The sequence below is a fragment of the Polymorphobacter sp. genome, from assembly GCF_048007885.1.
Lineage (GTDB): Bacteria > Pseudomonadota > Alphaproteobacteria > Sphingomonadales > Sphingomonadaceae > Sandarakinorhabdus.
This window is the reverse complement of record NZ_CP180346.1, coordinates 1,378,789-1,397,089: the sequence shown is the minus strand read 5'-3', so window position 1 is coordinate 1,397,089 and position 18,301 is coordinate 1,378,789. Positions and strand designations below refer to the sequence as shown.

General features: G+C 65.8%; 16 protein-coding genes. 11 read left to right on the top strand and 5 right to left on the bottom strand.

Translation table 11 applies throughout. From position 1 onward, the window contains the following. The first annotated feature begins 26 nt into the window (after positions 1-26). Both mgtE and ACMVO5_RS06625 read left to right on the top strand, forming a co-directional pair. The gene (gene mgtE / locus ACMVO5_RS06630) at positions 27-1,433 is read left to right on the top strand and encodes a magnesium transporter (RefSeq protein ID WP_416909263.1); all 1,407 of its coding nucleotides are present in this window, start codon (positions 27-29) and stop codon (positions 1,431-1,433) included. Then, positions 1,433-1,834 carry a DUF1489 family protein gene (locus ACMVO5_RS06625; protein WP_416909262.1) on the top strand — a complete coding sequence of 134 codons (402 nt, stop codon included), beginning with the start codon at positions 1,433-1,435 and terminating at the stop codon, positions 1,832-1,834. The genes mgtE and ACMVO5_RS06625 overlap by 1 nt, the downstream gene beginning before the upstream one ends. Positions 1,835-2,147: 313 nt before the next feature. Here the strand turns inward: ACMVO5_RS06625 and ACMVO5_RS06620 are convergent, their stop codons facing one another. After that, positions 2,148-4,484, bottom strand: coding sequence for a TonB-dependent receptor (locus ACMVO5_RS06620; protein WP_416909261.1), 2,337 nt, complete (start codon positions 4,482-4,484; stop codon positions 2,148-2,150). 184 nt (positions 4,485-4,668) lie between these two features. Here ACMVO5_RS06620 and ACMVO5_RS06615 point away from each other — a divergent pair, with 184 nt between their 5' ends. The 8 genes from ACMVO5_RS06615 (at position 4,669) to ACMVO5_RS06580 (ending at position 10,932) form a co-directional block, all read left to right on the top strand. Further along, on the top strand, positions 4,669-4,869 hold the full coding sequence (locus ACMVO5_RS06615; protein ID WP_416909260.1) for a zinc-finger domain-containing protein: 201 nt from the start codon (positions 4,669-4,671) through the stop codon (positions 4,867-4,869). Beyond that, positions 4,866-5,780: a hypothetical protein gene (locus ACMVO5_RS06610; RefSeq protein ID WP_416909259.1), complete on the top strand. Its 915-nt coding sequence runs from the start codon at positions 4,866-4,868 to the stop codon at positions 5,778-5,780. Before ACMVO5_RS06615 ends, ACMVO5_RS06610 begins: the two co-directional genes overlap by 4 nt. A gap of 153 nt (positions 5,781-5,933) precedes the next feature. After that, positions 5,934-6,788, top strand: coding sequence for a pirin family protein (locus ACMVO5_RS06605; RefSeq protein ID WP_416909258.1), 855 nt, complete (start codon positions 5,934-5,936; stop codon positions 6,786-6,788). A 30-nt stretch (positions 6,789-6,818) separates the two neighbouring features. Continuing rightward, positions 6,819-7,244 carry a TIGR01244 family sulfur transferase gene (locus tag ACMVO5_RS06600; protein ID WP_416909257.1) on the top strand — a complete coding sequence of 142 codons (426 nt, stop codon included), beginning with the start codon at positions 6,819-6,821 and terminating at the stop codon, positions 7,242-7,244. Next, positions 7,241-7,606 (top strand): hypothetical protein, encoded by a 366-nt coding sequence (locus ACMVO5_RS06595; protein ID WP_416909256.1) that lies wholly within the window; start codon positions 7,241-7,243, stop codon positions 7,604-7,606. Before ACMVO5_RS06600 ends, ACMVO5_RS06595 begins: the two co-directional genes overlap by 4 nt. Then, on the top strand, positions 7,588-8,481 hold the full coding sequence (locus ACMVO5_RS06590) for a sterol desaturase family protein (protein ID WP_416909255.1): 894 nt from the start codon (positions 7,588-7,590) through the stop codon (positions 8,479-8,481). Before ACMVO5_RS06595 ends, ACMVO5_RS06590 begins: the two co-directional genes overlap by 19 nt. Next, on the top strand, positions 8,478-9,752 hold the full coding sequence (locus tag ACMVO5_RS06585) for a hypothetical protein (protein WP_416909254.1): 1,275 nt from the start codon (positions 8,478-8,480) through the stop codon (positions 9,750-9,752). Before ACMVO5_RS06590 ends, ACMVO5_RS06585 begins: the two co-directional genes overlap by 4 nt. A gap of 310 nt (positions 9,753-10,062) precedes the next feature. Beyond that, positions 10,063-10,932, top strand: coding sequence for a serine hydrolase domain-containing protein (locus ACMVO5_RS06580; protein ID WP_416909253.1), 870 nt, complete (start codon positions 10,063-10,065; stop codon positions 10,930-10,932). On the opposite strand, the gene ACMVO5_RS06575 is transcribed toward ACMVO5_RS06580, so the two are convergent. The 3 genes from ACMVO5_RS06575 to ACMVO5_RS06565 all read right to left on the bottom strand — a co-directional run bounded on the left by ACMVO5_RS06575 (position 10,933) and on the right by ACMVO5_RS06565 (position 16,186). Beyond that, complete coding sequence (locus tag ACMVO5_RS06575; RefSeq protein ID WP_416909252.1) at positions 10,933-12,414, bottom strand: DEAD/DEAH box helicase; 1,482 nt, start codon at positions 12,412-12,414, stop codon at positions 10,933-10,935. Positions 12,415-12,557: 143 nt separating this feature from the next. Further along, entirely contained in the window at positions 12,558-15,509 is a 2,952-nt protein-coding gene (locus tag ACMVO5_RS06570) for a TonB-dependent receptor (RefSeq protein ID WP_416909251.1), read from the bottom strand. Positions 15,510-15,685: 176 nt separating this feature from the next. Then, the gene (locus ACMVO5_RS06565) at positions 15,686-16,186 is read right to left on the bottom strand and encodes a hypothetical protein (RefSeq protein ID WP_416909250.1); all 501 of its coding nucleotides are present in this window, start codon (positions 16,184-16,186) and stop codon (positions 15,686-15,688) included. A 211-nt stretch (positions 16,187-16,397) separates the two neighbouring features. Here ACMVO5_RS06565 and ACMVO5_RS06560 point away from each other — a divergent pair, with 211 nt between their 5' ends. Next, positions 16,398-17,825 carry an FAD-binding oxidoreductase gene (locus ACMVO5_RS06560; protein ID WP_416909249.1) on the top strand — a complete coding sequence of 476 codons (1,428 nt, stop codon included), beginning with the start codon at positions 16,398-16,400 and terminating at the stop codon, positions 17,823-17,825. On the opposite strand, the gene ACMVO5_RS06555 is transcribed toward ACMVO5_RS06560, so the two are convergent. Further along, the gene (locus tag ACMVO5_RS06555) at positions 17,822-18,268 is read right to left on the bottom strand and encodes a DUF3429 family protein (protein WP_416909248.1); all 447 of its coding nucleotides are present in this window, start codon (positions 18,266-18,268) and stop codon (positions 17,822-17,824) included. The two genes, ACMVO5_RS06560 and ACMVO5_RS06555, sit on opposite strands and share 4 nt — an antisense overlap. Positions 18,269-18,301: the final 33 nt, after the last annotated feature.

The window sequence follows — 18,301 nt, the reverse complement described above, 5'->3', positions numbered from 1 at the left end:
CGCCCGCCCGAAGTAAGGGGGCAGTCATGGACGAGCCCGCCCTCACCCCCGCGCCCGAAAGCCCTGAGGCCGCGCTCGACGAAAGCCGCCTCAGCCGCGGCTTCGTCGCGTCGGTCACCAGCGCGCTCGAAGCCGAAGACGCCGACACCGCGCGCGGCCTCGTCTCGCCCCTCCACCCGGCCGACATCGCCGATCTCTTCGCCCTCGTCCCCGAGTCCGCCCGCCGCCCCTTGGCCGCCGCCATCGGCGAAGCCCTCGACGCCAGCGTCATCGCCGAGCTCGACGATTACGTCCGCGACGATGTCCTCGCCCTGCTCACCCCGCGCGAAATGGCCGATGTCGTCACCAGCCTCGATACCGACGACGCCGTCGCCATCATCGAAGACCTTGAAGCCGATGAACAGCGCCAGGTCCTGCAAGCCCTCGCGCCCGCCGACCGCGCCGACATCGAAGCCGCGCTCACCTATCCCGAAGAATCCGCCGGCCGCCTCATGCAGCGCGAGCTCGTCGCTGTCCCCGAAACCATGACCATCGCCGACGTCATCGCCCATGTCCGCGCCACCACCGACCCGGCCACCGACTTCTGGGAAATCTTCGTCATCGACCCCGACCGCAAGCCGGTCGGGACCATGCGCCTCTCCTGGCTCCTCACCACGCCCCCCGACATCGCCGTCACCGACATCATGCAGCGCGAACAAACCCTCATCCCCGCCGATCTCGATCAGGAGGAAGTCGCCCTCATCTTCCAGAAATACGCGCTCATCTCGGCCGCCGTCATCGACAGCGCCGGCCGCCTCGCCGGCGTCATCACCGTCGATGACATCGTCAACGTCATCCAGCAGGAAGCCGGCGAAGACGTGCTCAAGCTCTCGGGCGCCGGCGACGGCGACATCAACGAACCCATCCTCACCACCTACCGCAGCCGCGCCCAGTGGCTCGTCACCAACCTCGCCACCGGCATCCTCGCCGCCAGCGTCATCGGCTTCTTCTCCGCCTCCATCGAAGCGCTGGTCGCGCTCGCCGCCCTGTCCCCCATCGTCGCCAGCGTGGGCGGCAACGCCGGCAACCAGACCATGGCCGTCACCGTGCGCGCACTCGCCACCAACCAGCTCACCGAAACCAACACACGGCGCACCATCATGCGCGAAATCAAGGTCGCGCTCCTCAACGGCCTCACCCTCGCGCTCATCATGGGCACCGCCACCGCCGCCTTCTTCACCAACGCCGCACTCGGCGCCGTCATCGCCGCCGCCATGCTGTTCAACATCATCATCGCCGGCCTCGCCGGAGTCCTCGTCCCCGTCACCCTCGACCGGCTCGATGCCGACCCTGCCGTCGCCTCCTCCGTCTTCGTCACCATGATCACCGATTCCATGGGCTTCTTCCTCTTCCTCGGCCTCGCCACCCTCGTCGGCGTCCAATATCTCGCCTGATGCTGCACCTCACCAAAGTCGCCGTCGGCTGCCCCGACCTCGAAACGCTGGCCCGCCTGCAAACCGAACGCTTCGGCCCCGCCGCCGCCGCCGCCCTCACCCGCTTCATGCCCAAACAAGCCACAGACCTCGCCGGCGGTTCGCTCTACTGGATCATCAAACACCGCATCATCGCCCGCCAGCCCATCCTCGGCCTCGCCATGGTCGAAACCCCCTGGGGCACCAAATGCCGCATCGACCTCGCGCCGGGCCCCATCCCCGTCCAGCCCCTGCCCAAACGCGCCCACCAGGGCTGGCGCTACCTCACCCCCGCCAACGCCCCCCCAGACCTCACCCCCGGCGACACCGACACCCTGCCCACCAACATGGTCCGCGAACTCCAGTCCCTCTGGCTCATCTGAACAGGGCAGGGGCCTCCGGCGGTCAAAAGGGCCTCCGGCGGCTGGGGCCTCAGGCCCCAGACCCCATTAGTGGAACCGCCCAAAGAAATCCGTCGCCCCGGACCTGATCCGGGGCCTAGGCGACGCCCGTCCCCCCAAGCCCAGCGCCGCAGGCTATAAATGCGCTACGCGCCGCCGCTGCCTTTTCAGGCCTTGTCCCAAACCAACGAATGGGGTCTGGGGGCGTCGCCCCCAGCCGCCGGAGGCCCTTCTGACCCGCCCGAGGCCCTTAACTGCCGCCGGAGGCCCAAAGGCCCCCGGCGCGCAGCCCCGATCAGCGGAAGCGGATGACGGCTTCGACCCCGTAGAGGCCTGGCAGGCCGCGGATGAAGGTCGGGATGCCGAAGCCGCCGCCGGTGTTGCCGGCGTCGAGCACATAGTCGTTGTCGAACAGGTTCTGGGCGAAGCCCATGATCTGCCAGTTGCCGTCCGGGTGCTGGAAGCCGGCGCGCAAATTGACCAGCGTCACCGGGCCCTGGCTGGTCACCGGATTGTTGGGCAGTTCGAAGAACACCGAGGAGCGGTAGGTCATGCTCGGCGTGAAGAACAGTTCGGCATCTTCCCACAGCGGCGCGGTCACGGTGCCGCCCATCGAGCCCTGCCACTTTGATTGCAGGCGGAAGCGGTCGCCCGCGAAGGCCACGAAGCGCGGGTCATCGTCCACCCGGGCGTCGATATAGGCGCCGTTGGCAAACACGCTCACTCGGTCGCTGAGCGACGCCGTCAGTTCGAGTTCGACACCCTTGTTGGTCGCCGAGCCGGCGCTGCGGGTCTGGGCGATCGGGTTGCCCTCTTCCTGCACGCTGATCTGGAAGTTCTTGTACTTCAGCAAATAGGCGCCGATGCCGAAGTTCACCGGGCCAAGGCGGCCCTTCATGCCGATTTCATAGTTGGTGGTCTTTTCCTCATCGATCAGCGTGTTGTTGGGCACGATCTGGCCGCTGGCGTCCCGTCGCGCGCCCAGGTTCACCACGGGCGAGCGGCGGCCCTTCGACCATGTCGCATAGAAGTTGATGCTGTCGCTGGCGCGGAACAGCAGGTTGGCGCGCGGCAGGAAGGCGTCGAAGCTGCCCGAGGAGCGCAGCACCTGCCCATTGGTGCTCGGCCCGCCGAAGAACAGCGGCCCGCCGGTCAGCGCGAGGTTGGGGATGTTGTTCGAGAAGCCGCTGTCGCGCCCTTCGATCAGATAGCGCCCGCCCACCGAGATTTCGAGGGCCGGTGTGGGGATCCAGGTCGCGTCAAGGAAGAAGGAGAGCGAGTCGAGTTCGGCTTCGTTGCGGAAGATCTCGGCCGCATAGGGCGCGGCCTGCAGCGCGCCCTGGGTGAAGATGCTCGTCACCTGCGCCGCGCTCACCACGCCGGTCGCATTGTTGATGCAGCCCAGACCGGGGATCACATTGGCCGCGCACTGCAGCAGCGTGCCTTCCTCGGTGCTGAACGGCACGCTCTGAAAGCCCTTTTCCCAGAAGTAGTTGATGCCGCCAAAGGCGCGGAAGGTGTCGCTGTCATAGTTGATGCGGCCTTCGGCGCTGATCTGCTCGCCGCGCGCGTCTTCGGCGAATTCCAGATACCAGGCCTGAGTGCCGTCGGCGTCGAACACTTCGTTCGAATCGAAGTTCCGGTAGCCGGTGACGAGCGTGTAGCTGAAGGCGCCGTCGGTCTTGTAGTTGGCGGTCAGGTTGAGGTCATAGACGTTGCGCACAAGGCCCAGTTCGCCGCCAAGGTCGCGCTCGCTGAACGGCGAGCCCGAGATTTCGGCGAAGGTGAAGGGCGAGGTGTCGCCGCCGGTCGGCGCGAAGGTGCCGCTCTTGAAGGCGGTGCCGGGCGCGCGCTGGCCGTCATAGGTGCCGACCAGATCGAGGGTAAAGCGGTCGGACGGCGTGTAGCGCACCGAGACGCGCGCGCCATATTGGTCCTGGCCATTCAAGTCGCGCACGCGCGGCCCGTTCGGCGTCTGGCTGTCGGGCGTGCCGGCGATGTTGGGCACCACACCGTTCCGGAGCTTGACCGCACCGGCCACGCGCACTGCGATGGTGTCATTGCCGATGTTGATGAAGCCGTCGAGGCGGCGCTGGTTGAAATTGCCATAGGCCGCGCGCAGCTCGCCCGACATGCCGGGCTGGGCCTTGTTGGTGATCACCGAAACGACGCCGACGGCGGCGGCGGTGCCGAACAGCGTCGATTGCGGCCCCTTCACCACTTCGACGCGCTCAAGGTCGTAGAGGTCGAAATAGCTGCCGCGCGAGCGCGAGACGTCAACGCCGTTCAGATAGACGGTCACCGCCGGCGCGCCCTGCGAGCTGCCGGTGTCGGACGTGATGCCGCGAATCACGAAGCCGGGGTTGTTGGGGGACTGTTCCTGAATGTTGAGGCCGGGCACAAAGCCGGCCAGCTGGTCAAACTGGGTGATGCCGATCTCGCGCAGCGTGCTGCCGGTATAAGCCGTCACCGTCACCGGCACATCGACCAGGCGCTGCTCGGTCTTCTGCGCGGTCACGATGATCTCGTCGCCAATCGACGCGGTGTTGGAGGCGCCCTCGGCCTGTGCCGTCTGCTGGGCGAGCAGCGGGGAGGCGAGCAGCATGGAAGAGGCAAGCAGCAGAGCGCGCATGACGAGGTTCCTGTCGGTTGGGATGAATGAGGCGGCGATTGCACCGCGCGCATGACAGGCGCGCGGCAGTATTGTTTCAGTTGCATGGCAATGCTGCACTGCGACATTTCTGCAACGCCTGCCGTCCGGCAGCGCCGCGCTTGCCCGCGTGACTTGCCGCTCCCGGCTTGCTAGAGGCGAGGCCATGGACTCGATTCCGCCGCCCGAAACGATGGTCACCAACGCCGCCCGGCTGTTCTGCGACGGTGACGAGCGGGGTGGTGATGGCCACCCCCGCGTCTGGCTGCAGATCGATGCCAGCGGCTTTGTCGATTGCCCCTATTGCGACCGCCGCTTCATCCTCGCTGGCGGCCCGGCAGACAGCGCCAGCAAAAGCGCTGCATGAAGCCACTGGTCCTCGCCGCCCTGCTGCTGGCCGCACCCGCCGGGGCCGCTGAAATCCTCGTTCCCCAAGGCCAACAGGCCTATCAGGACATCATCATCAAGGACCAGCCGATGCGCGCCCGCCTCGCGCTCGGCTTCGATGCCGCTCTGATCCTCAATCTTGAGCCGGCGCAGCGCGCCAATCTCAAGATCTTCCCACTCATCGGCAAGCAGACCTTCAAGGATGCGCTCATCCCCGGCGGCCGGGCGCTGTTCCGCTTCAACATCGTCCGCGTCGCGCCAAAAGGCTATGAAAGCCGCCGCATCCCCACCGTCTGGGTGGACAAGCCGATCGCTGACGATGCTGACGGCATCCTCTCCGCCTTCGCGCTCGATCAAGAGGTGCTGACCTTCCGGCTGCGCCCCGATGCGCCCGGCGACCGCGCTTACGCGCTGCCGCGCAAGGGTACCAATTCCGCCTCGATGCAGACCCGTGTGGCCGATGAAAAGATCCGCGTCACCCTTGAGCTGAACGCGCCCGAAACCATCCTCAACGCCCGCGCCTATGAAGCGTTGGCCGAGGCCGGCATGGTCCGCAAGCAGCGTTCGGTCGGCCTGTGGCGGCCCTTTCCCGGCGTGGCGCTGCCGATCCAGCGGCTTGAAGCGCGCGACGGCGCCACGCTGATGGGCCTGCCGATCCGCAACGCCGCGGTGCGCATCACCGAAGCCGAGGCCAAGCGCATCGACGCCGAAGCTGAAGCCGGCACCTCGACCGCCGAGGATGACGAAGACGCCATTACCGTCACCGCCGACCGCCGCAAGAAAAGCGGTCGCTCGCCTTGGGTGCTGATCGGCCGTGACACGCTCGACAGGTGCAGCACCATCACCCTCGACCGCCCCGCCAAGCTCTGGCGCCTCGCCTGCAGCTTCTGAGCCGCCTGTCCTACACGCCGCTTTCCTGCTAGGCTGAAAAAACAGGATCGGGTCTGCAAATCCTCCGGGGCATCATCGTCTTGTAATCACGGCGTGCTGGACTAACCTTCCTGACCTTCCAGACCCCCCGAAACCCACCGGAAAAGGTGCGCCATGCCCCCCTTCACCACGCTCGAAGGCATGAAAAAAAACCTCGGCGGCTTCTCGGTCTCAAGGCTCATCCCGCAGCCCGCCTGCCGCAGCCTCGGCCCCTTCGTCTTCTTCGATGCGCTCGGCCCCGCCGACTTCGCTGCGCACGAAGGCATCGATGTCCGCCCCCATCCCCATATCGGTCTCGCCACCATCACCTGGCTGTTCGAAGGCGCGCTGACCCATAGAGACAGCCTCGGCACCGTCATCGACATCACGCCGGGCGCGGTCAACTGGATGACCGCCGGGCACGGCATCACCCACTCCGAACGCACACCCGACACCCTCCGTGCTGAAGGCCACCGCATCCACGCGCTTCAGGCCTGGGTCGCGCTGCCCCGCAGCCATGAGGAAACAGAACCGTCTTTTCAGCATGTTGCAGCCGCTGATCTGCCCGTCATCACCCGCCCCGGCGCCCGCATCACCCTCATCGCCGGCACCCTCGACGGCCATGCCTCGCCGGTCGTCTACCCCCATCCCATCCTCTACGCCGCCCTCGATCTCGACGCCGGCGCTGCCTTCGATCTGCTGCCCGAATGGGGCGAGACCGGCCTGTTTCTGGTGCATGGTGAAGCCGATCTCGAAGGCGCGGCTCTCATCCCCGAAACGCTGGCCCGCCCCGCCCCCGGCAAGGCCACACTGAAGGCCGAAAAGCCAAGCAAACTCATGCTTCTGGCCGGCGCCCCCATGACCGAACCGCGCCACCTCGAATGGAATTTCGTCCATCACGACAAGGCCCGGATCGCCGATGCCGTCGAGCGCTGGCGCAAGGGCGATTTCCCCATGGTGCCAGGCGAAACCGAGTTCATCCCCTATTGAGTAGCCCGCCACAGCGGCTAATGTCGCTCCATGGTCGCTCCCCTCTCCCCCACCGTCTCGGTCAGCCCGCAGATCGCCCCTGAAGACTGTTCAAGCCTTGCGGCGCAAGGCTTTACCACCATCATCAACAACCGCCCCGACGATGAGGCCCCCGGTCAGCCCAGCGGCGCCATGATCGAAGCCGCGGCCCGGGCCAGCGGCATGGGCTATGTCGCAATTCCCATCGATCACAATGGGTTCGGCCCCGATCAGGTGGTCGCCATGGTCGATGCCATCGCCGCCGCGCCCGGCCCGGTGCTCGCCTATTGCCGCTCCGGCACCCGCTCCACCCACCTCTGGGCGCTGGCCGAAGCCAGCTGCGGCACCGACCCCATGAGCCTCATCGAAGCCGCCGCGGCTGCGGGCTATGACATCGCCATGATGGCGGGAACGCTCAAGCATCTCGCCAGCCGATGATCTTCACCTCCATCCTCGGCGTCCTCACCCTCATCGCGCTGGCCTGGGCGCTGGGCTTCCGCAATCAAGCCCGCCTCGTCGATGCCGAAACCGCCGCCCTGGAGGCCGCAGGGAGCCTGCCGCGCTTCGAACCCGTTGAATCCATTGTTTCCGATGACGCCAAGGCTGCGCTCGTCTCGGCCCGCGACGGCCGCACCGCGCTGGTGATGGCCTTTGGTGACCGCTATGTCGTGCGCCTGCTGAAGGGCGCCGAGGCCCGGCTGGAGGGCGAGCGGCTGCACCTGCGCCTGCCCGAGCCCGGCTTCCCGCGCACAGCCCTCGCCCTTGGTCCCGACGCCGGACGATGGGCCGCCCGGCTATGAGCTTCCCCGATCCCGTCCAGCTCGCCATTCCCGCCTTCATTCTTGCGATGATGCTGGAAATGTTCGTCATTCGCGCCGGCGCCAAGGGCCAGTATGAGTGGCGCGACACCGGCACCAGCCTCGCCATGGGCCTTGGCAACACCATGGCCGCGGTGCTCGTCGGCGGCGGCATCGTCGCCCTGATGCATGCGCTCGCTGCCTATCGGCTGTTCGATCTGCCTTTGGCCTGGTGGCTGGTGCCGATCTGCTTCGTGGCCGAGGATTTCACCTATTACTGGTTCCACCGCACCGCCCACCGCATCCGCTGGTTCTGGGCCAGCCATGTCATCCACCATTCAAGCCAGCACTATAATCTCTCGACCGCGCTCAGGCAGACCTGGACAGGCTGGCTCTCGCTCTCCTTCGCGTTCCGCCTGCCGCTGGTGCTCATCGGCTTCCCTGTCGAGATGATCCTGTTCTGCGCCGGCCTCAACCTCGTCTACCAGTTCTTCATCCACACCGAAGTCGTCGGCCGGCTGCCGGCGCCCATCGAGTGGCTGTTCAACACTCCCTCGCACCACCGGGTGCACCACGGCACAAACCCCGGATATCTCGACCGGAATTACGGCGGCGTCTTGATCATCTGGGACCGGCTGTTCGGCACCTTCACCCCCGAAACCGAACGCCCGCGCTATGGCATCATCCACAATCTGGCCAGCTTCAACCCGCTCTGGGTGGCGGTGCATGAATGGGTCGGCATCGCCCGCGACGCGGCCCGCGCCCGCAGCCCGAAAGCGCTGGCCATCGCGCTGTTCGGCCCGCCCGGCGCCGTCACCGGCGAGACCAGCGACGCCATCCGCGCCGCATCGCCGCCCCAAGCTTATCCCGCCGAATGAGCCTGAGCCGCCGTCAGGCGCTGGGCTGGACGGCAGGCGCTGCGGCCACCCTCGTTGCCGTCCGCGCCGTCGATCAGGGGGTCATCCGCTTCTCCGACAGCCCGGCGCTCAAGGCCTGGGATGACTGGACCGGCCGCCGTCACAGCGGGCCTCTCGCGCTGGTCTCGGCCGGGCTGCTCGCCGCCTCGCCGCACAACACCCAGCCCTGGCGGTTTGCCATCGGCCGTCTCGGCGTCGACATTTTCGAAGAGCCGGAACGCGATCTTGGCGCCATGGACCCCTTCGGCCGCGAGCGACTGGCTGGGCTTGGCGGCGCCATCCACAACATGGCGATCGCCTCCACGGCGCTAGGCCGTCTCGCCACGGTGCGCCTGCTGCCCGACCCGGAAAACCTCGGCCATGTCGCACGCCTCGAACTTGATACGCCGAGCCGTTCCGCGCCGCCGCCCCATCCCTTGCTGCCCGCCATCGGCCGCCGCCACACCCACCGCGGCCCCTGGACCGGCGCGCCACTGACGCCCGAGCAGACCGCGGCGCTCCTTGATTTTCCCCGCCCGCCCGAGATCGCTGTGCAGCTGTTTGCCGCCGGAAGCCAGGCCGGCCAGCGCTTCGCCGCGTTGACGCTGGAGGCGACCGGAGCAATCGCGGCCGATACGGCGATGATGGCTGCCTCGCACCGCTGGTTCCGCCACAGTCGCGCCGCGCAGGACCGGCACAAGGATGGCCTGACGCTCGCCACATCGGGGGTGGCGCCCATGATGGCAGCCGCCGCCGCCATGCTGCCGCCGATGGGGGCGGCACAGGAGGGCCGCTATTGGCTCGAGGCCACCCGCGACAGCCATTTGCCGACCGCCAGCGTCTTTGGCCTGATCACCGCCACCGACCCATGGGACCGCCGGCTTGCGCTCCATGCCGGCCTTGCCTGGCAACGGCTTCACCTCATCGCCACCTCGCTCGGGCTCGTCGCCCAGCCGCTCAACCAGCTTCCCGAAATGATCGACCGCCAGCGTCAGCTCGGCACGGTACCGCGCTTTGCCCGCGCCGTTGATGCGCTCCCCGGCGTTGATGCAGCCCGTCGGCCGACGTTTGCCTTTCGTATCGGCCGTGCCGAGATGCCTGCCGGGCCAAGCCTGCGCCGTCCTGTGTCCGAAGTGATTGGCGCGCCGGCCCGGCTGGGCTTTGAAATCGAACGTGCGCGGGCCGAAACCGCCATTCGCGACGCCCAGCTGATGCGCCGCCTTGCCGAGGGAAATGCGGCATCCATCCCGTAGAAGCCGGATGGACAAATCTCTGCGCCTCGGATCTGGAATCGCTGCACTGCTGCTGGCGGCCTGCGGCGGCGAAACGTCCCGTTCTTCACAGACGCAAGCCCCCGCTCCAGCTCCCGCGCCTGCCCCCGCGCCCGCACCGGTCCCGTCTCCGGCCCCGTCGCCCGCCCCATCGCCCGCCCCATCGCCCGCGCCGTCGCCAGCAATGGATTTTGCTGCGATCGACGCGGCCATGGCGGCGTCTCCGGTGAATAATATTGCCTTGATGATCGGTGATGCGAATGGCGTTCTGCACAGTTTCCAGCGTGGACAAATGACCATCAACCGCAACATCGCCATCGCCTCGGCATCGAAGCTGCCGGCGGCCTTGACAGTGTGGCGGTTGATCGAGGCCGGGCGGCTGGCGGCAACGGACCGGCCGCAGTCCGTTCTTGATTTCTGGGCGCGTGATGCAGCGGATGCACGCAGCTTGGTGACGCTCGACACGCTGCTCGGCTTCACATCGGGCTTTTCGGGGGGCGATGTTGACGCTGGCTGCATCGGAAGCTCGCAGATCAGCCTGGCGGACTGCGTGCGCCAGATTCATGATGGCGGCCTGCAGGCGCCGCCGGATACCGCCTATGACTATGGCCCGGCGCATCTGCAGATTGCAGCCGCCATGGTACAGGCGTGCGAGGGCAGGGGGTTTGAAACGGTGATGCGCGAGGTTCTGCTCAACCCACTCGGGTTGACGCTGGAAACGCGCTATCCTCTATTAGGTGGCGATAACACCCGCATCGCCGGAAGCCTGCGCAGCACACCAGCCGAATATGGCCGCATCCTCCAGGCCCTGCTGGCTGGGACATTGGTGCAAAATCGTGCCGCCTATCTCGCAGATCGGATCGGCGACCGGACGATCACCTATAGGCCAGCAGCAGCGGCGGCCAATGACATCGATTGGCACTATGGCGCTGGCTTTTGGCGGGTTTGCAACAAGCCCGTCTATGACGCGCAATGCGACGCCAACCCGGTGATCTCTTCGCCCGGAGCCTTTGGGTTCACGCCCTGGGTGGATTTTGGGAATGGTTATTGGGCCATCATCGCCATGGAAGAGCCGATTGGCGTTGGCTCTGACCCTTCGCGGAGCGGCGTGACGCTGCAAATCCAGCTGCAACCGCTGATCGAAGCAGAACTCAGCCGATAATCAGCGTTCAATCGTTGCCTTGCGGGTGAGGAAGTCTGGCAGCCCTTCAGCGCCAAAACCGATCACGCGTTCGCCGTCATCATCGCGGTCCCGCGAACGTTCGTCCCGCGATCGGTCACTGCCGCTGCGGTTGTTACGCGGGTCACGCCGTTGATCGCGGGGCGGTTCGCGGCGGGCTTCAGTGCGAGGGGGCGCTTCCGGCTTGTCGTCGCTCCGCCCGCGACCACGACCGCCGCGGCGGCGGCGGCGAGGACCGTCATCATCGCTGTGCGATTGCTCTTTGGCTTCCACCAGCTCTGGCGCAGCGGCCTTCGGCGCTGCGACGGCGCTTTTCGGTTCGGGGCTGTCAGCAGGCTTTTCGGGGGCACCGGCTGCACCCCAGACAGGTACCTTTTGACCGATCAGCTTTTCGACCTGCGCCAGATTTTCGGCCTCGTCAGATGTGGCCAGCGTATAGGCGGTGCCGGTGCGGCCGGCGCGGCCGGTGCGGCCGATGCGGTGGACATAGTCCTCGGCGTGATGGGGCACGTCATAGTTGACGACATGGCTGACGCCGGGGATGTCGAGGCCGCGTGCGGCGACATCGGAGGCGACGATGATGTTGATTTCGCCCGATTTGAAGCGTTCCAGCTCCTTGATGCGGTCGCTCTGGTCCATGTCGCCGTGGATCTGTGTGACCGCGAAGCGTGCCTTGCGCAGGCTCTCGACCAGCTCGCGGATATCGCGCTTGCGGTTGCAGAAGATGATCGCGTTCTTGAGCTCGTCATCGCGCAGGATGCTGCGCAGTGTTTCGCGCTTGTCGCGCTGATCCAGCTTGATGACCCATTGGGTGATCGAGGTGTTGGTGCTCGCTGGCCTCGCGACTTCGATCATCTTGGGGTCGGACATGAACTTGTCCGCCAGCTTCTTGATCGGCGGCGGCATGGTCGCCGAAAACAGCAAGGTCTGGCGGGTGGCGGGCAGCTTGGTGCAGATTTCCTCGATATCGGGGATGAACCCCATGTCGAGCATCCGGTCGGCCTCGTCGATGACCAGCAGGCTGCACTGGCCGAGCATGATCTTGCCGCGGCCGAACAGGTCCATCAGCCGGCCCGGCGTGGCGATGAGCACATCGACGCCCTTTTCCAGTGCCGAAAGCTGATCGCCCATCGACACGCCGCCGATCAGCAGCGCCATCGAGAGCTTGTGATATTTGCCATATTTGTCGAAATTCTCGCTCACCTGCTGGGCCAGCTCGCGGGTCGGCTCGAGGATGAGCGAGCGCGGCATGAGCGCGCGCGAGCGGCCTTCGGCGAGAATGTCGATCATCGGCAGCACGAAGCTGGCCGTCTTGCCGGTGCCGGTCTGGGCCACGCCAATGATATCGCGCCCCATCAGCACAGAGGGGATGGCGCCCTTCTGGATTGGCGTCGGGACGGTATAGCCGCTGTCTTCGACAGCGCGCATCAGCTCATCCGACAGTCCCAGTTCCGCAAAGCCCATAGTGTCCCCGATTTGTGCCGCTCCTCTTGGCGCCATCAGCGCATCACGCTTAGCGGCGCGAAAGTCAATGCCGGGGACGGCTGCCGTGCGCGCACGAAAAAGGGGCCTGCGCGGGCGCAGGCCCCTGATTCAGCGCCGGGGCTTCAGAAACGGAAGCCGGCAGCGACGCCGTAACGGCGCGGTTCGAGGGTGAAGATGTTGGTGAACAGGCCCGACGACTGATCGGTGACGTAGAGGCCGGTGGTCGCATTGTTGTTGGTCAGGTTCTGCACGAAGCCGCGCAGATACCAGCGGTCTTCCTTGCCGTTCAGCTGGATCTGGGCGTTGATCACCGTATAGGCTTCGATCCGGTTGATGAACCCATTGAAGATGTTGCCGAAGCTCTGGCCGGTATGGGCCATGTCGATGCGCGGCACGACGCTCATGCCATTGTCAAAGTCGGCGGTATACTGGATGCCCGCCGAGAATTTGAACTCCGGCGCCTGCGGGAGCTGGTTCCCGCGCAGGTTAGTTTCCACACCGGCCGCGAGCGTTTCGAATTGCGTGCCCGCGCCGACCGCACTCAGGACACCGCAGATGCCGAAGGCGCCCGTGGCACCATTGAGACCGCTGTCGGCGCCAAAGCTTGTCGGCCCACGCAGGCCGGCGCCCGGTTGCAGGCCTGGGATTGCGCCGGCGTTGATGGCGTTGTTCGCCCCTGTGACAAAGGCCGATGTCGCGGCCTGACCACCGGCCCCATTGTTGATAACCGCGCAGTTGGACCCGTTGGTGATATCCTTGACAATCACCGCATCCGATCGTCCGCCTGATGGATCTCGTGGGTTCGAGAGGAACTTGTCTTCGCTTACACGCGTGTTGAGATAGCTGGCCCCAAGGTTGATCGCCAGCGCCCGGGTCGGCTGCATGATGAACTCGCCTTCAAGCCCCCAAACTGTTGCACTGACGTTGTCGTTGACGGAGGTCCGTGCAACGATGCGGCTGAGCTGCAAGTTTTGGTACTGATAGTAGAAAGCCGTGATGTTCGCCCGTAGCGCGCCGTCGAGGAAGGTGTTCTTAGAGCCGATTTCAAAGGCGTTGACGAACTCTGGCGCAAAAGCGTCCTGTACCTCGAAGATTGGCTGAAGCGGAGGATTGATACCGCCTGATTTATAGCCGCGTGAGTAGGATACATACAGCAGGCTGGTATCGCTGATCTTCCAGTCGAGAACGACACGGCCCGTTACCGCGGTGAACTTGACGTTGCGGTTTGAAAAGGCATCGCATCCCGGCACTGAGCCGATCGGACCGACTACTGATGGCGCGGCGCACGGGCTTGCCGGATCGGCATCGAAGCCGGCACCAAAGGGCGTATCAAAGGCGTTTGTGGCACCAAAGGGCACAAGGAAACTGGCCAGAGTCGAGCGCGCGCTGACAAACTTGCGATCGTTATTGTAACGAAGGCCACCAGTCAGCTTCAAAGTGTCTGAAAGATCGATATAGGCTTCGCCAAATAGACCGAAGCTCTCAAGCTCATAGCGTGCCGTATTGTTGCGAAAGAAGGGGGTGCCCAGAAAGCCACCATTGCCGGCCCCTAAAATGCCGGCCACATAATCGATACCCCAGCTATTAACGTAATAACTATTCTCCGGCAGCGTTGATTTCACATAAATACCGCCAACCAAGAAGTTGACCGGCCCGTCTAGCTGCGAGTTGACAATAAGTTCCCCGGTCCAAGCGTTGCGGCGCTCGACTGAGCGGTCGAAGTCTTGAGCAGTGTCGGAGCAGAGGCGATTGCCACCAAAGGAGCCGGTTCCAGTTTCCTCGGCGAGCGAGGTGCAAAACTGGTTGCCCGAAGAAATTGCATCGACCACCGTGGCAAGACCGGCGAGGGCGGGGACGGCGCCGCCGAGAAATGCAGCGTTGGCCAGGCCGGCGGATGCGACCGCAGGGTCAAACACGGACAAATTGTAATCGACCTGGCTATCTACCGAGTTACTCTGATACATGCCGGTTGCCTGTACCTTGATCTTGCCGAAGTCGTGCGCAATGCGCAGCATGTATTGCTGCTCCTCGGCACCATAGGTTGGCGTAAAGTCGGTGCGGACCTGACGCACATCGGCCGGATTGGTGTTGCCGGGGAAGGTGTAGGCGTCTGTTCCATAAAGGCTGCCCAAGCCCAACGAACCCGGCAGGCCCTGCGAAATCAAGAACTCGCTGCTTGAAAGCGTGCCGACAAACGTCGAGTTTGCATTGAGAAAGCCGTTGTCAAGCCGTCCCGGCAAACAGCCAAGAACGCCTGTCGGATCAGTTTGGCAGAGCTGCTTCTGCACTCGACTCCGATCATCGTCCTCACGGAAATAATAGGCCATGGCATCAACTGTTGTGTCGGGTGTCGGTTCCCAGCGCACCGAGCCGCGGATGGCGTAGAGGTCGCGCCCATCGATGCGCGTGTTGTTGAAGACATTTTCGGTGAAGCCGTCGCGCTTCAGATAGGTGCCGGCGACGCGCACGGCGAGCGTGTCGGTCAGCGGCAGGTTGAACATGCCCTTGAGGCGCAGCGAGTTGAAATTGCCATATTCGACTTCGCCCGCGGCATGGATGCCGTCCATCGTCGGCTTGGCGTTGGCGAAGTTGACGACGCCGCCGGTGGCGTTGCGGCCGAACAGCGTGCCCTGCGGGCCGCGCAGCACTTCAACGCGCTCGAGGTCGAAGAACTCCGTTTCGAACAAGCGGGTGCCAAACAGCGGCATGCCTTCGACATGGATGGCGGTGGCGCTGTCGCAGGTGACGCCGACGCAAAGGTCACCGATGCCGCGGATGGTGAAGCTGGCGCCAGTGAAGTTGGTCTTGGTGAAGGTGATGTTGGGCAGCGTCAGCTGGATGTCGAGCGGGTTGTTGATCTGCTGCTTCTGCAGCGCATCCGCCGAAAAGGCGCTGACCGCGATCGGCACGTCCTGCAGGCTTTGCGCGGTGCGCTGGGCGGTGACGACAATTTCCTCGATGCCGAGGTTGACGGGCGCCTGCGCGCTTTCCTGCGCCATCGCCGGCAGCGACAGCATGGCGGCCAGCGACACGCTCGCGACCAGACGGACTCGGACTCCGGAATTGCTCAACATCGATCGATCCTCCCCAATAGCTCCCATTGTTCGCGGGGGCCATGTTCGGCCTTCTCGCGACAGCGGCACTCCCTTGCCGTTCCAGCTACTCTGCAAAGAGTATCGCGCCGTGTCCACTAGGCGAAAATATGAGCGTCAATCTATGTTGCACTTTGGCAACAGGCAGGGTCTGCGGCTCAATCGTCTTCCCGCTCATCATCCCGGTCATCATCGTCCCGGTCGTCATCGCCTTGCCTGCGTCCTGCTGTTGGAACCTCGACGATGCTGGCGATGGCGCATTCGCCGCCCGAGCGGGCGCCGATGACGTCGCGCCCGGCGCACAGGGTGCCGTCGCGCCCGCGCCGATAATAGAAGCCATGATAAAAGCTTATGCCCGGGCACTCCTCGGCCAGCAGCATGCGCCAGTGCCGGCCGTCGTTCATGGTCAGCTCGACAGCGCTGTCGCCGATCAGCTGGGCGCTGGCGATGGCATCGACGGCGATGCAGGTGTGGCGGCCGCGCTCGCTGGGGGCGCGCATGGGTTCAGCCGGCGCGGGCCGCTCGTTTTCTGGGGCGATGTTCATGCGCGACCAGGGCGACAACATGTCGTAGCTGCGCTGTGGCACGGGCAGCGGCACCGCCTGCCTCGGCTGCGCCCGGCTTGCGGGCTGGGCCAGCGCCGGGGCGCTTGTTGGCATCAGCAGCGCCAGCGCCGCCGCTGCTCCTACTATGGCTGCCTGTCCGAAGATCAACGTCTGTCCTGCCTTGTCGCGCCCTGCCTGAAGCGGCCCCTTCAACCCGCGACCGCCTGCGCCAGTCAGGTTGAACGGTGGCTGAATTTGCCTGCCCGATGGCGGCCGGATTGTCACGGCCCTACCCAGCCGTCGCGCCGGGGCTTATGCTTGGCGAATGGCCAGCGTTCTTTCTCATCCTACCCGGCAGCCGACGGCAGCTGCCCTTGCAGCGCTGGCGGCTGCGGCGGGGGCTGGCAACATCCTCACCGAGCCAGCTGTGATGGCGCCGCACCTGACCGACTGGCGCGGCAAGCACCATGGGGCCAGCGCGGTGCTGTTGCTGCCCCGCACGGCGGCACAGGTGCAGGCGATCGTGCGGGAGGCCGCCGCGCACGGAGTCGGGCTGGTGCCGCAGGGGGGCAACACCGGGCTGGTCGGCGGTGGCATTCCGCCTGTCGATGGCAGCGCCGTGCTGATCAGCCTGAAGCGGATGGATGCGATCCGCACGATTGACCCGGACGGCCTGACGATGACGGTGGAGGCCGGGGCGATTTTGCAGAGGGTTCATGAAGCGGCAGAGGCGCAGGGCCTTGTGTTTCCGCTGAGCCTGGCGGCGCGTGGCAGCGCCACGATCGGCGGGCTCGTTTCGACCAATGCCGGCGGCGTGCAGGTCTTGCGCCATGGCACGATGCGCGCGCTGGTGGCGGGGCTGGAGGCGGTGCTTCCCGATGGCAGCCTGTTCAGCCAGCTGACCGGCCTGCCCAAGGACAATCGCGGCTATGACCTGAAACAGCTGCTGATCGGCGCCGAAGGCACGCTGGGCATCGTCACGGCGGTCACGCTGAAGCTGATCCCGGCGCCGGCGCACCGCGCGGTGGCCTGGGCCGGGCTGGACAGCCCGCAGGCGGCGCTGGCGCTGCTTGGCCGGCTACGCGCCGCGTCAGCAGGGCAGGTGGAAAGTTTCGAACTGGTGCCGGGCCTTGGTCTTGATCTGGTGCTGCGACATATCGAGGGCCAGCGGTCGCCGCTGACGGGCGCGCATCCATGGCATGCGCTGATTGAGCTGGCCGGACCGGCCGCGCTGCAGGACACGCTGGCGGACGCGCTGGCCGCGGCGCTGGAGGACGGGCTGATCGCCGACGCCACGCTGGCATCATCGGGCGCGCAGGCCGCACAGCTCTGGGCGCTGCGCGAGAACCTGCCCGATGCTGAGCGCCGCGATGGCCCGGCGGTGCATCATGACATCAGCGTGGCGGTTGCGGCGTTGCCGGGCTTTTGCTTGGCCGCCACCGCCGAGGTCGAGGCGCGCTTCCCCGGGAGCCGGGTGATTGCCTTTGGCCACCTGGGCGATGGCAACCTGCATTTCAATGTGAAGGCGCCGCCGGGTGGCAGCTGGCGCGCCGAAGAGGCTGCTGCCATCACCCGTCTGGTGCATGATCTGGTGACAGCGGCTGGTGGCAGCATCAGTGCGGAGCATGGCATCGGCACGCTGAAGCGCGACGATCTGGCACGGCTGTTGCCGCCGGCGCATCTGGCGGCAATGCGGGCGATCAAGGGGGCGCTGGATCCGCAGGGGATCATGAACCCCGGCAAGGTTCTTTAAGCGAGCAGCGCCGCCGCAACGCTGAGCCCGCCGAGCCCGAGGCTGAGCGGCCAGCGCAGCGACATCCACCAGGTCGGCGCGAGTCGCTTGCGCACCAGCGCCGCATCGGCGAGGAGCGCCAGCCACAGGCCGAGGCCGACAAGCCCCAGCGCCGCAGCCGGGGTGATGAGGCCCAGCAACGCCAGCCCCAGCGGCCCCCAGGCATAGAGGGATGGCAGAACGGCGATGACCCACAACCAGCCCGGCACGGGCTGGCCTGATCCGGCCCCCAGACCCCACCACAGCCCGCCCAGAAAGGACAGGATGAGGGCTGCGTAGCTGAGCCCCAGCCAGAGCGCGCCTTGGCGCTGGCCGGGGTCGAGGTCCTGGCTCAGGGCCAGCAGCAGGAAGATCAGCGGCAACAGCCCCGAAAGGCCAAGCCAGCGCGCGAGTGTCGGCATCATTGTGCTCTTCTTTGGCGTGGCCCGACGCCAGCG